11 protein-coding genes are annotated in these 12918 nt (G+C 60.0%); 7 read left to right on the plus strand and 4 right to left on the minus strand.

Going from position 1 to position 12918, the window contains the following annotated elements:
- The first annotated feature begins 47 nt into the window (after nt 1–47).
- Nucleotides 48–1748 carry a 30S ribosomal protein S1 gene (gene rpsA / locus HQN82_RS19655; protein WP_004437832.1) on the plus strand — a complete coding sequence of 567 codons (1701 nt, stop codon included), beginning with the start codon at nt 48–50 and terminating at the stop codon, nt 1746–1748.
- 85 nt (nt 1749–1833) lie between these two features.
- Here the strand turns inward: rpsA and HQN82_RS19660 are convergent, their stop codons facing one another.
- The 4 genes from HQN82_RS19660 to HQN82_RS19675 all read right to left on the minus strand — a co-directional run bounded on the left by HQN82_RS19660 (nt 1834) and on the right by HQN82_RS19675 (nt 5939).
- The gene (locus HQN82_RS19660; protein ID WP_173615663.1) at nt 1834–3378 is read right to left on the minus strand and encodes a hypothetical protein; all 1545 of its coding nucleotides are present in this window, start codon (nt 3376–3378) and stop codon (nt 1834–1836) included.
- A gap of 265 nt (nt 3379–3643) precedes the next feature.
- The gene (locus HQN82_RS19665) at nt 3644–3952 is read right to left on the minus strand and encodes a hypothetical protein (protein WP_037090631.1); all 309 of its coding nucleotides are present in this window, start codon (nt 3950–3952) and stop codon (nt 3644–3646) included.
- A 48-nt stretch (nt 3953–4000) separates the two neighbouring features.
- On the minus strand, nt 4001–5230 hold the full coding sequence (locus HQN82_RS19670) for a hypothetical protein (protein ID WP_173615664.1): 1230 nt from the start codon (nt 5228–5230) through the stop codon (nt 4001–4003).
- Nucleotides 5231–5312: 82 nt separating this feature from the next.
- Complete coding sequence (locus tag HQN82_RS19675; RefSeq protein WP_006698074.1) at nt 5313–5939, minus strand: ribonuclease D; 627 nt, start codon at nt 5937–5939, stop codon at nt 5313–5315.
- A gap of 175 nt (nt 5940–6114) precedes the next feature.
- Here HQN82_RS19675 and HQN82_RS19680 point away from each other — a divergent pair, with 175 nt between their 5' ends.
- The 6 genes from HQN82_RS19680 (at nt 6115) to HQN82_RS19705 (ending at nt 12917) form a co-directional block, all read left to right on the plus strand.
- Nucleotides 6115–6729, plus strand: a complete 615-nt coding sequence (locus HQN82_RS19680) for a nucleoside 2-deoxyribosyltransferase (protein WP_173615665.1) — start codon at nt 6115–6117, stop codon at nt 6727–6729.
- A complete protein-coding gene (locus HQN82_RS19685) occupies nt 6726–7475 on the plus strand; it encodes an SDR family oxidoreductase (protein WP_004437847.1) in 750 nt (249 codons plus the stop codon). The genes HQN82_RS19680 and HQN82_RS19685 overlap by 4 nt, the downstream gene beginning before the upstream one ends.
- Before the next feature lie 548 nt (nt 7476–8023).
- Entirely contained in the window at nt 8024–9211 is a 1188-nt protein-coding gene (locus HQN82_RS19690; RefSeq protein ID WP_173615666.1) for a M24 family metallopeptidase, read from the plus strand.
- Between the two features lie 119 nt (nt 9212–9330).
- Nucleotides 9331–10935: an ABC transporter substrate-binding protein gene (locus HQN82_RS19695; RefSeq protein WP_004437852.1), complete on the plus strand. Its 1605-nt coding sequence runs from the start codon at nt 9331–9333 to the stop codon at nt 10933–10935.
- A 63-nt stretch (nt 10936–10998) separates the two neighbouring features.
- On the plus strand, nt 10999–12006 hold the full coding sequence (locus HQN82_RS19700) for an ABC transporter permease subunit (RefSeq protein WP_004437854.1): 1008 nt from the start codon (nt 10999–11001) through the stop codon (nt 12004–12006).
- Entirely contained in the window at nt 12003–12917 is a 915-nt protein-coding gene (locus HQN82_RS19705) for an ABC transporter permease subunit (protein WP_044459446.1), read from the plus strand. The genes HQN82_RS19700 and HQN82_RS19705 overlap by 4 nt, the downstream gene beginning before the upstream one ends.
- The last annotated feature ends 1 nt before the right edge of the window (nt 12918 follow it).

Below are 12918 nucleotides of genomic sequence, written 5' to 3' on the forward strand. Positions count from 1 at the left end.
CCGGCGCTTTTGTATTCGCCATCGCGCGGATGCAATCAGGAGATTTCATGTCAGTATCTACCCCCACGCGCGAAGATTTCGCAGCGCTTCTCGAAGAATCCTTTGCCTCCAACGATCTTGCCGAAGGCTATGTTGCCAAGGGTATCGTAACGGCAATCGAGAAGGACGTTGCCATCGTCGACGTCGGCCTCAAGGTTGAAGGCCGCGTACCGTTGAAGGAATTCGGCGCGAAGTCCAAGGACGGCACGCTGAAGGTCGGCGACGAAGTCGAAGTTTACGTCGAGCGCATTGAAAACGCTCTCGGCGAAGCCGTTCTGTCGCGCGAGAAGGCTCGCCGCGAAGAAAGCTGGGTCAAGCTCGAAGCCAAGTTCGAAGCTGGCGAGCGCGTCGAAGGCGTCATCTTCAACCAGGTCAAGGGTGGTTTCACCGTCGATCTGGATGGCGCTGTTGCGTTCCTGCCGCGTTCGCAGGTCGACATTCGTCCGATCCGCGACGTTACCCCGCTGATGCACAACCCGCAGCCCTTCGAAATCCTCAAGATGGACAAGCGTCGCGGCAACATCGTTGTTTCGCGTCGTACGGTTCTCGAAGAGTCGCGTGCCGAGCAGCGTTCTGAAATCGTTCAGAACCTCGAAGAAGGCCAGGTTGTTGACGGCGTCGTCAAGAACATCACCGATTACGGTGCGTTCGTTGACCTCGGCGGCATCGACGGTCTGCTGCACGTCACCGACATGGCATGGCGCCGCGTCAACCATCCTTCGGAAATCCTCAACATTGGCCAGCAGGTCAAGGTTCAGATCATCCGCATCAACCAGGAAACCCACCGTATCTCGCTCGGCATGAAGCAGCTCGAGTCGGATCCGTGGGATGGCATCTCCGCCAAGTACCCGGTTGGCAAGAAGATCTCCGGTACGGTCACGAACATCACCGACTACGGTGCATTCGTTGAACTGGAGCCGGGCATCGAAGGCCTGATCCACATTTCCGAAATGTCCTGGACCAAGAAGAACGTACACCCCGGCAAGATCCTGTCCACGAGCCAGGAAGTTGACGTTGTCGTTCTCGAAGTCGATCCGTCCAAGCGCCGTATCTCGCTCGGTCTCAAGCAGACGCTTGAAAACCCGTGGCAGGCATTCGCTTACAGCCATCCGGCTGGTACCGAAGTCGAAGGCGAAGTCAAGAACAAGACCGAATTCGGCCTGTTCATTGGCCTCGAAGGCGATGTCGACGGCATGGTTCACCTGTCGGACCTCGACTGGAACCGTCCGGGCGAGCAGGTCATCGAAGAGTACAACAAGGGTGACGTCGTTAAGGCTGTCGTTCTCGACGTTGACGTTGAGAAGGAACGCATCTCGCTCGGCATCAAGCAGCTCGGCAAGGACGCTGTCGGCGAAGCCGCTTCTTCCGGCGACCTGCGCAAGAACGCAGTCGTTTCCGCTGAAGTCACCGCGGTCAACGATGGCGGTATCGAAGTGAAGCTCGTCAACCACGAAGACCTCACCTCGTTCATCCGTCGCGCTGATCTTTCCCGTGACCGTGACGAGCAGCGCCCTGAGCGCTTCTCCGTTGGCCAGGTTGTCGACGCCCGCGTCGTCAACTTCTCGAAGAAGGACCGCAAGGTCATGCTTTCGATCAAGGCTCTGGAAATCGCTGAAGAGAAGGAAGCCGTCGCACAGTTCGGTTCGTCCGACTCGGGCGCTTCGCTCGGCGACATCCTCGGCGCGGCTCTGAAGAACCGCGGCGAATAATCGTCCAGATCGTTGAAATGAAGAACCCGCCGGAATTTTCCGGCGGGTTTTTTCTTGGGCGATCCGCCGGCAGGCAATTTGGCGTTCAGAGGACGCCGCTCATCTTGAGGTAATAATTCTCCGCACTGTCGTCGGCGGCCGTCGCCGTCGGACGTTCCTGCGTGTCGATCCCGTCATTGGCGGCAACGCGCTCTTCCAGGCCGTCGTCATCGCCGGAATTTTCAGACTCCGCTCCGCTTTCGCTTTCCGCCTCATCGTCGGAAAAAGGCCCGCCGCCCCGGGGTGGCGCTTCTGATTCGTAATCATCATCGGCAGGGGGATAAGCGACGAGCGGCAGCGGCGTACCGTCTTTTGCCAGAGCGGCGGCGATCAGCGATTGCGAAGCGGATTGCTCCATCATCGCCATTCTCGCTTCCGGGTCCAGCGGGAGTCGCGAAGAGTAGGGAGCTTCAGGCCGATGAGCCACCGTTTCCGCTTCTTCCCCTGTTAGGTGGGCAGCGGACGTCATCAGCCCCGACTTTTCGGTTGGCTGATCCTCCGGCGATGGCGGCTCGATGCCCTGCGGCATGGCGGGGGGCTGCTGCGTCGTGCTTGCTCTCGCCGGCAGTTTGCCGGCCGTGGCGGCCAGCACAAGACTGGCCACGTTCTCTGCATCAGTTGCAGTCGGGCCGAAGATTGATGGTGAGGCGGTGCGGACGTCTTTCTGCTCGGTCTTCATCATCTCCCGAGGCGGAAGGGCAGGGCGTGTTTCGCCGGTTTGCGCGCGAGGCGAATTGCCTGGACGGGTCTCTGCCGGCGCTTCTTTTGTCATGCTGCCCGTCTGGGGCGGAAGCGGACGCGTCGTGTTTTCCGTCCTGCCTTCCGGTTTTGCCGACTGGTCTGGCAGGTCAGGCGCATTTGCGGGCGCGGCGGAATGCCGGACGGCTCCTTCCGGTTGCGCGGTCAGCGCCGTGACCGTTGCCTTCATTGCTGCACCGCTGAGAGCGAGTGGGCCAGTGAGCAGCGGCAACAGACGGCCGGTTGTCGTGGAGCCCTGCAATTGCGCTGCCGCGGGCGGATTGGAACGGAACTCCGCATTGGGGTTCGCGGCGGTCGGCTGCTGCCCGGGCTGGGCGGGCGCCGGACTGGCGGAATTATTCTGCTGATAGGAGGAGACCACCGCCCTCGCAGCCAGATCGGCCCCCCTGTAACGCGAAAGCTCGATCAGCAGCGCAAGCCGCGCCGCATCCGGTCCCGTCGGCTGTTTCAGGATTTCCGCGAGCATCGAAAGGCTGAGACCCTGCAGTGCTTTGCCAATCTGCTGTTCCAGCGCAAGACGCTGCGCGGGCGGCAGGGCGCGTAAGGCTTCCGTCAGACGCCCGACATAGGTTTCGACGGCTTCGCCGTCCCGTCGCGGCAGGTTCATCAGCTTGCCGAGTGTTTCCGCCAAGACTGCGGTGCTCCGGGCCAGCTGGAACTCGCCGGCGAGGGAGGCCACTGCAGCCCGTGAAAAAAGGCTGGCGCTCTGTTCGGGAAGGGCAGCGCTTGGTTGCGGCTGCACGACGCCTTTCGGCTGCGCGCGCTGTGCCGGCGCGAGCGAGGCTCCATAGGTGGCATCGGCTGCGGAAACTTTGGATACAGGCGGTAACATGCTGCGCTCCGTTTCTATCGGTGGCCGGCGCCGGCTGCGAAAGCGCCAATCCCCATTGGCTCTGTGATCCGCATCTGCCTCGAATGTTGAAAATCGCCACGCCGCTGGCATACAGGTGTCATCTCGCCCGCTCATGCGGGAGCGCCATGTGCACCATAGGCTCGAAGGCCCGCTCTTTTCAGCGCACACAGAATCATCAAGCCGAATCCTCGCCTGCAGATATTAAGATTTGGCTAACCAAGTGATTGCGACCGGCCGGACCGGCTCAGGGCGAAACGCCGATGAACATGCGATAAAGCCCGTTATCGTCCGAATTGACGGAGGAGATACGATCGGGTTCGCTCACCGTGACTTCCAGCGCCTCCGGCGGCATGGCATCCAGCCAGCTCGCTTTCGGAAAGCTCCGCTCCGGCTGGATTTCTGCGGGCGCGATAGTCGCTTCTTCGCCAGCCAGTGAAATGATGGCGGCATCCTCCGGCGCGAGGGGCGGAGCCGCCATGGAGAGAAGGGCCTGGGCCGCGTTCGGTTCGGCATCGTGAATGGCGCCGCCTGATACGCCTGAGATATCGACCATGTCTGAACTCACATCATGTTTCGCTCACGTGACAGTTCAAGACGGCAATCATGCCGCCTTTTTCTTCAGCAATGCATAGAGGCCGTTTTCATCGACCGAAATCGGCAAGATGTCGGTTCCGGCAGCTTCGACAGCTGCCTGTGCATCAAGCAGCTTTTCTGCCTCGTTTTCCGCATCGGCCGGCGTGGTGGCCGCATCCGCTCCCTCAGGCTCGTTATCGCCTTCAGCAGGTGGGTCCTCTTCCGCCGGCGTTGCCGCGAGCACGGAAATCAGGGCGATTTCTGATGAGATGTCGGCGGGGACCTGGCCGGCTGCGCCATCCGTCTTCTCATCGGCGGAGGCGTCAATGTGCTCCTTCACGACGTCCTGAAGTTCCTGCACGTCCTCAAGCTTGCCCTGTGCGTCACGGGTCTGGATATCTTCTTCCCGTTCGGCTGCCACTTCCGCATCGTTGATTTCTCCAATGCGCTTTTCGCCACGTTCGGCCTGCAATTCTTCCTTGGACTTGGGATCCGCCACGTCTTCCAGACGCTGGATGACCTTCAGGGTCTCCCTTGTCATGAAGAGAGTGCCTTGCGCCTTGTCATTGAGCGCATCTTTTACCGCTCGCGCCTGATCTCCGTAAGGATTGGCGATGGCGGCGATCATCGCGCTGGCTGAGATGCCGAGCTCCTCGAGACCGGTCGATTCCTCCAGTTCACTGACGTTCCTGGGCAAGGTCGCCCGCGCGGCCATGATGGCCTCCGACATCTGCGCGCCAAAATCCTCCTCCGTTCCGGTGAGGCCGGCACGCTCGGCGATGCGGGCGGCAAGGGCCGCCATGGGATCGGTTTTGGCGTTGACGCCGTTGCTCAGTACATCGACGACCTGCAACTGCGAAACACCGAAGGAGTTGAGGGAAATTGTGGTGGCTTTTCCCTGCGCATCGGTTTTTTCGAAACCCTGGGTCAGGGTCAGCGCATCCTGAAGCCTTTGTGCGAAGGAAAAATTGGATTCGTCCACGTCCTGCGTGATGCCGAGGGCGGCGGAAAAGCGGGAAACAAGCGAGGCGAAGGCATCCGGGTCCGGCTTCATGGCACCGAAGAGATAAGCGCTTATCTTCTCATTGGCGACGCGCTGGCTTTCATCCGGCTGCGGGTTCGTTCTGACCGCATCATCCTTCTTGGTGCCGTTGGCCTTTTCCTGCTCCTCGCGCTGGCGTTCCTCGATGGTTTCGACCATCGAGCGCATGAGGTCGCTCACTGCAATGCCCGCTGTCTGTTGTAGCGGAGTAATCATCTGGAAAGTCCCCGGCCGCCCAAAGTTACGGCCGAGAATAGGCAAGTCTGGTAAATCAGTGTTTAAACGAAGGCGAAAACGCTCAGCTATGGGCGAAAATGTCGGTTTCGTCCCAGCCGAGCAGGTCTAGCTTCGCACGGGTCGGTAAAAACGCGAAACAGGCATCGGCATGATCAAGGCGGCCGTCGCGGATGAGACGCGCCGTCAGCTTGTCGCGCAGCGCATGCAGATAAAGAACGTCGGAAGCGGCATATTCGAGCTGCGCCGGGGAAAGCGTTTGCGCTGCCCAGTCCGAAGATTGCTGCGCCTTGGAAATATCGACCTCCAGCATTTCCTTGAGGTTGTCCTTCAGCCCGTGCCGGTCCGTATAGGTGCGGGTCAGCCGTGAGGCGATCTTGGTGCAGAAGACAGGCGTGGTCGTCACACCGAACGTATGGAAAAGCACGGCGATATCGAAACGGCCATAGTGAAAGATCTTCTGGTGGGCAGGATCGGCAAGCATGCGCACGAGGTTCGGCGCTTCTTTCTGCCCAGCGGCGATGCGGATGATGTCTGCCGTGCCGTCGCCCGGCGAAAGCTGGACGACGCAGAGGCGGTCGCGACGCGGCACCAGCCCCAGCGTTTCCGTATCGATGGCGATGGCGCCGGTATAGCGCGCGGCATCTTCCGCGGAAATATCGCCTTCGTGATAACGGATGGGTGCTGCCATGTCCTGCTCCAGAAATTCCAGTCTACTGCTCCGGCTATAACGGAAAGACTAGCGGGACGATACCGTTTTATCGGTCGGTCCGCCGCGCCACGCCGCACGCCCTTGGCACTTGCCTTTGCGAAAGTCCCCGGGTTAGGGTCGGAAATCTTTTCCTGACAAATCGCATGAATTCCCGATGACAAAGAAAATCTATCTCGCCGGACCGGAAGTGTTCCTCCCGAATGCGCGCGAAATGCTCGACCTCAAGGCAGCACTGGCGCGGGAGGCCGGCTTCATCCCGCTTTCGCCGGGCGATCTGCAGATCCCGCCGGCGGATACCAGGATCGGTCATGGCTGCAACATCAATGAAGTCGACGAACGGATGATGCTTGAAGCGGATGCTGTGATTGCCAATCTCACACCGTTTCGCGGCATCGCCGCCGACACGGGAACGAGCTACGAGCTGGGCTTCATGTGCGCGCTGGGCAAGCCGGTGTTCGCCTACACCAATGTCGCGGCCAATCACTTCAGCCGCATCAAGGCGCATTACGGCAATGTTGTCACCGTGGATGAAACGGGCCGGTATCGCGGACCGGACGGGTTGTCGATCGAGAATTTCGACATGGTCGACAATCTCATGCTGCACGGCGGGATTTTGCGGCGGGGCGGCAACGTTATTGTCGGCGACGTTTCCGATGAGGACTTATATACGGATCTCGCCGCCTACCGGCGTTGCCTTGCAGCGGCGGCGGAAAAACTACTGATACCGATTGACCCTGAAAAAACGAATAGAGTGGAGGCATCATCATGAGCGGAACCATCCTCATCACCGGCGCGACGTCGGGCTTCGGACAGGCTACGGCCCGACGCTTCATCAGGGAAGGCTGGAAGGTCATCGGCACGGGCCGTCGGGCGGAACGACTGGAGGCACTGGCGGACGAACTCGGATCGGCTTTCTACGGCGCCGCCTTCGACATCACCGATGAGGACGCGGCCGAAAAAGCGCTTGCCGCCTTGCCGGAGGGCTTCCGAGATATCGATGTCCTCGTCAACAATGCCGGTCTTGCACTGGGCACGGCCCCCGCGCCGCAGGTGCCGCTAAAGGACTGGCAGACCATGGTGAACACCAACATCACCGGTCTGCTGAACATCACCCACCATCTTCTGCCGACACTGATCGACCGTAAAGGTATCGTCGTCAACCTTTCGTCTGTTGCCGCGCATTATCCCTATACGGGCGGCAATGTATACGGCGGCACCAAAGCCTTCCTGCGGCAGTTTTCGCTCGGTCTGCGCTCCGATCTGCACGGCAAGGGCGTCAGGGTAACCTCGATCGAACCGGGCATGTGCGAAACGGAATTTACGCTGGTGCGCACCGGGGGCAATCAGGAAGCTTCGGACAATCTCTACAAGGGCGTCAATCCGATCACGGCCGATGATATCGCCAACACCATCTATTGGGTCGCCTCGCAGCCCAAACATATCAACATCAACAGTCTTGAACTCATGCCAGTCAACCAGTCCTTCGCCGGTTTTCAGGTCTACCGGGAGAGCTGATTCCCCGCGGTAGGGTAGGTTGTGCCGAAAAACCGGGCAGTCATTCCGGAGCTATGCAGAAATGCAATGCTGCATTGCGAGACTTGCTCTGTTAAAAATCACAGATACCGCTATATTCAAATCATCGAGCGACGCACTCCTCCTCCCAGCGTCGCTCGATGTGGATCGGTGGTACTCCTCCTCCCAATCGCCGATCAAGTTTGAAGCCTGCCGCACCTCCTCCCGCGGCAGGCTTTTTCCTTTTCTGGGCTCTTTTTTGTGGTGGATTGGCGTCCGTTTCCCGGCTGCACGCGATGCGTGGACAAGGGGCTGGTTTCTCCCTTGGATTTCCGGGGGATTTTCGATTTCCGCGTCAAGGCAACGACTGCTGAAATCAGGCTCGCATCGATCACGATTTCGTTATGTCTAGATAAATATGCACAGTTTTGTGGCGGTGCGTCCTCCCGCCCCATTGCTTAGCCTTCCCCCTGTGGTTAAGCATGGGCAAAAGAACGCTTGGGAGGTGCCGGCACGCCAGTGTCCGTGCGCCCGAAGGCGGCGGGGAGAGAATGGCAGACTTTCAAGAGGCGCTGAAGCAGTTTCAGCCGATCGCGGTTTCATCGATCGCTGAAGACGAGCTCAGGTTGCGGTTGCGTGGCCTGCAGGCGCGAATGACCCAGCAGAACATCAAGGCGGTCTGGCTCGACGCTTCGTCGTCGCTGACTTATTATACCGGTCTGTCGCTTGGCCTTTCCGAGCGTATTCACGGTGCTCTGGTGCCGGCCGAGGGCGAGCCGATCTATATAAGCCCGACCTTCGAGGAACCGAAACTCCAGACCCTGATCCGTATCCCCGGCGCAGTCGCCACCTGGGAAGAGGATGAAAGCCCGTTCGACCTGATGGCAAGGCGTATCGGTGCGCTGGCCTGTGCCGGCCACTTCGTCGCCATCGATCCTGCCACGCCCTTTGTTTTTGCATCCGCGCTCATGCAGCGTCTGGAAGGCCGCATCATTTCCGCTCAGCCCTTGATCGTCGCCCAGCGGCAGGTCAAGTCTGCAGCGGAGATCGCCCTCATTCAGACCGCGATGGACGCGAGCTATAATGTGCAGAAGGCCGTGTTCGAAGGCCTGCGTCTTGGCATCTCCACCACGGAAGTCGCGGATTTCGTCAATGCCGCCCATATTGCCCTTGGCATGAAGCCGCTTTTTGTGGCGGTGCAGTTCGGCGAGGCGACCGCCTATCCGCATGGCGTGCCCCATGCGCAGACGCTGAACCAGGGCGACATGGTGCTGGTCGACCTCGGTGGTATTCTTCATGGCTATCGTTCCGATATCACCCGTACCTATGTCTTTGGCAAGCCAACGGAACGGCAGCGTTTTCTCTGGAATGCCGAACGTGACGCACAGGCCGCGGCCTTCGCTGCCGCCCGCGTTGGCGCCGCCTGTTTCGAGGTGGACAAGGCCGCCCGGGACAGTCTGAAGGCGGCCGGATTTGGTCCGGATTATCAGCTTCCCGGTCTGCCGCACCGCACGGGTCACGGGCTTGGGCTGGATATTCACGAAGAACCCTATATCGTTGCAGGAAATGCCACGGCGCTTGAGCCCGGCATGTGTTTTTCCGTCGAGCCGATGCTGTGCGTTTATGGGGAATGCGGCGTTCGTCTCGAAGATATCGCTTACATGACGGAGGCAGGGCCGCGCTGGTTCTGCCCACCGGAAACGAACCTCGACCGGTTGTTTCAGCCGGTCGCCGGGTAATTGGTCGGGAGGCAAAGACCGAACGGCGAGACGGGCATCCCTGTGCCGCCGCTGACCAGAAGAGGTAGGCCCCTGGAGGGGGCCGCAGGAACTTAGAAAAAGAGGGAAAGGACCATCAGATGAAAATGCTGACCCGCAGTTTGCTTATCGCTTCTGCACTTGCGATGACTTCCGCCATGCCAGCCATGGCGAAGACCTTCGTTTACTGCTCCGAGGCATCGCCGGAAGGCTTTGATCCGTCGCCTTACACCGCCGGCGGCACCTTCGACGCTTCCGCGCATCCGGTCTACAACCGTCTGACGGAGTTCAAGAAGGGCACGACAGAAGTAGAGCCGGGCCTTGCGGAAAAGTGGGACGTTTCCAAGGATGGTCTCGAGTACACTTTCCACCTGCGCAAGGGCGTCAAGTGGCACTCCAACGACAAGTTCACGCCGAGCCGCGAATTCAACGCTGACGACGTGATCTTCAGCTACAACCGCCAGGGCGACGCGAAGAACCCGTGGAACCAGTATATCGCAGGCATCACCTATGAATATTACAACTCCATGGAAATGCCGTCCCTGATCAAGGAAATCGTCAAGGTCGACGATTACACGGTCAAGTTCGTGCTGACCCGCCCGGAAGCGCCGTTCCTCGCCAACATCGCCATGCCTTTCGCCTCCATCGTGTCGAAGGAATATGCCGATACGCTTGAGAAGGCCGGCACCAAGGAAGACTTCAACAATCTGCCGATCGGCACCGGTCCGTTCAAGTTCGTCGCCTATCAGAAGGACGCGGTCATCCGCTTCCAGAAGAACGCCGACTACTGGGGTGAAGCCCCGAAGATCGACGACCTGATCTTCGCGATCACGCCTGACGCCGCGGTTCGCCTGCAGAAGCTGAAGGCTGGCGAATGCCACCTGATGCCATACCCTGCTCCGGCTGATCTCGCGACCATCCGCGCCGACAAGAACCTCAAGCTCGATGAACAGCCGGGCCTGAACGTCGCTTACTTCGCCTACAACACGACCGTTGCACCTTTCGACAAGCCGGAAGTCCGCAAGGCGCTGAACATGGCGATGAACAAGCAGGCGATCATCGACGCCGTGTTCCAGGGTGCAGGCCAGGTTGCCAAGAACCCGATCCCGCCGACAATGTGGTCCTACAACGACAGCATCAAGGACGATGCTTACGATCCGGAAGCTGCCAAGAAGGCTCTCGAAGCCGCTGGCGTCAAGGATCTGTCGATGAAGATCTGGGCGATGCCGGTGCAGCGTCCTTACATGCCGAACGCCCGTCGTACCGCCGAGCTGATCCAGTCGGATTTTGCGAAGGTCGGCGTCAAGGCCGAGATCGTCTCCTTCGAGTGGGGTGAATATCTCAAGAAGTCCACCGAAACGAAGCGCGACGGCGCCGTCATCCTCGGCTGGACCGGCGACAACGGCGACCCGGACAACTTCCTTAGCGTTCTCCTGTCCTGCGCCGCAACCGGTGAAGGCGGTGCGAACCGTGCACAGTGGTGCAACAAGGAGTTCTCGGACCTCTTGGCCAAGGCAAAGCAGACCACCGACGTTGCCGAGCGCACCAAGCTTTATGAGCAGGCACAGGTGATCTTCAAGGAACAGGCTCCGTGGGCGACGCTTGCGCACTCCACGCAGTTCGTTCCCATGTCTGCCAAGGTTTCCGGCTTCACCATGAGCCCGCTTGGCGACTTCACCTTCGAAAACGTCGACATCGCGGAGTAATCCCCGAACAACCGGACGCGCGGAAGAACCCTGTTCTTCCGCGCGTCTTTTCAGGAAAAAGCCATGATCCGGTTCATTCTCGGCAAACTTCTCTATCTCGTTCCGACCTTCCTCGGGATCACCATCGTTGCCTTCGCCTTCGTGCGCGTCCTGCCGGGCGATCCCGTGCTGCTGATGGCGGGCGAGCGTGGCATTTCGCCCGAACGGCATGCGCAGCTTGCCGAACAGCTCGGCTTTGCCCAGCCCGTGTGGCAGCAATATCTTCATTTCCTGGGACGGCTGCTTCAGGGCGATCTCGGTAATTCGCTGGTCACCAAGAAGCCGGTTCTCACCGAGTTCCTGTCGCTCTTTCCCGCGACGGTCGAGCTTGGTCTCGTCGCCATCATCATCGCAACGCTCATCGGCGTGCCGGTCGGTGTCATCGCCGCCATCAGACGTGGTTCCTGGTTCGACCAGATTTCCATGACGACGGCTCTGGTCGGTTTTTCCATGCCGATCTTCTGGTGGGGGCTGCTGCTCATCATCATGTTCTCCGGTATCCTGCAATGGACGCCGGTTTCGGGCCGCATCTCGCTGATGTATTTCTTCCCCTCCGTCACCGGTTTCATGCTGATCGACAGCCTGATTTCGGGACAGAAGGGCGCCTTCGCCTCGGCCTTTTCGCATCTCATCCTGCCCTCGGTGGTGCTTGCCACCATTCCGCTTGCCGTCATTGCGCGCCAGACGCGCTCGGCCATGCTGGAGGTTCTGGGCGAGGATTATGTGCGCACGGCCCGCGCCAAGGGCATGTCGCCTTCCCGTGTCGTCGGCATTCATGCGCTGCGCAACGCCATGATCCCCGTCATCACCACCATCGGTCTGCAGATCGGCGTGCTGATGGCTGGCGCCATCCTGACCGAAACCATCTTTTCCTGGCCGGGTATCGGCAAGTGGATGATCGATTCCATCTCGCGTCGCGACTATCCGGTCGTGCAGAGCGGCCTGCTGTTGATCGCGGGTCTGGTGATGATCGTCAACCTGCTCGTCGACCTGACCTACGGCCTCATCAATCCAAGGATCCGTCACAAATGAGCGATGTGACCACTGCTCCGGTCGTCAGGCTTTCTGACGCCGCCATCCGCCGCCGGATGATCGCCGATTTCTGGTTCTATTTCCGTCAGAACCGTGGTGCCGTCATCGGCCTTGCCGTGTTTATTCTCCTCGTGCTGGTCGCGGTTTTTGCGCCGCTGATCGCACCGCATGATCCAACCCAGCAATATCGCGATGCGCTGCTGGTGCCGCCGGTCTGGCAGGAAGGCGGCCGTGCCGGCTTCTTCTTCGGCACCGACGCCGTCGGGCGTGACATGTTGTCCCGTCTGATCTACGGCGCGCAATATTCGCTGTTCATCGGTATCGTTGTCGTTTCCATCGCGCTCGTTGGCGGCATTGTCATCGGTCTCATTGCCGGCTTCTTCGGCGGCTGGGTCGATACCGTCATCATGCGTGTGATGGACGTCATCCTGGCGTTTCCGTCGTTGCTGCTCGCGCTGGTGCTGGTCGCGATCCTTGGGCCGGGGCTCACCAACGCGATGATCGCCATTGCCATCGTCTATCAGCCGCATTTTGCGCGTCTGACGCGTGCGGCGGTGATGAGCGAGCTTCGGCGTGAATATGTAACGGCCGCGCGCGTGGCCGGTGCCGGCAATCTCCGGCTGATGTTCAAGACCATCCTGCCGAACTGCCTTGCACCACTGATCGTACAGGCAACGCTTTCGTTCTCGTCTGCGGTTCTCGATGCGGCCGCACTCGGCTTCCTCGGCATGGGCGCTCAGCCGCCTGCCTCCGAATGGGGCACGATGCTGGCGGAAGCGCGTGAGTTCATTCTGCGCGCCTGGTGGGTTGTTACCCTTCCCGGCCTGACGATCCTGATCTCGGTGCTTGCCATCAACCTGATGGGTGACGGGCTGCGTGATGCGCTCGATCCCAAACTGAAGCGGAGCTGAG

It is taken from the genome of Agrobacterium pusense, assembly GCF_013285525.1.
Lineage (GTDB): Bacteria > Pseudomonadota > Alphaproteobacteria > Rhizobiales > Rhizobiaceae > Agrobacterium > Agrobacterium pusense.

Coding starts and splice junctions, on each gene's coding strand:
- HQN82_RS19675 (WP_006698074.1), bottom strand. CDS start 5,939: ATGGCAGCACCCATCCGTTATCACGAAGGCGATATTTCCGCGGAAGAT.
- HQN82_RS19665 (WP_037090631.1), bottom strand. CDS start 3,952: ATGGTCGATATCTCAGGCGTATCAGGCGGCGCCATTCACGATGCCGAA.
- HQN82_RS19685 (WP_004437847.1), top strand. CDS start 6,726: ATGAGCGGAACCATCCTCATCACCGGCGCGACGTCGGGCTTCGGACAG.
- HQN82_RS19700 (WP_004437854.1), top strand. CDS start 10,999: ATGATCCGGTTCATTCTCGGCAAACTTCTCTATCTCGTTCCGACCTTC.
- HQN82_RS19670 (WP_173615664.1), bottom strand. CDS start 5,230: ATGATTACTCCGCTACAACAGACAGCGGGCATTGCAGTGAGCGACCTC.
- HQN82_RS19660 (WP_173615663.1), bottom strand. CDS start 3,378: ATGTTACCGCCTGTATCCAAAGTTTCCGCAGCCGATGCCACCTATGGA.
- HQN82_RS19690 (WP_173615666.1), top strand. CDS start 8,024: ATGGCAGACTTTCAAGAGGCGCTGAAGCAGTTTCAGCCGATCGCGGTT.
- HQN82_RS19705 (WP_044459446.1), top strand. CDS start 12,003: ATGAGCGATGTGACCACTGCTCCGGTCGTCAGGCTTTCTGACGCCGCC.
- HQN82_RS19695 (WP_004437852.1), top strand. CDS start 9,331: ATGAAAATGCTGACCCGCAGTTTGCTTATCGCTTCTGCACTTGCGATG.
- rpsA (WP_004437832.1), top strand. CDS start 48: ATGTCAGTATCTACCCCCACGCGCGAAGATTTCGCAGCGCTTCTCGAA.
- HQN82_RS19680 (WP_173615665.1), top strand. CDS start 6,115: ATGACAAAGAAAATCTATCTCGCCGGACCGGAAGTGTTCCTCCCGAAT.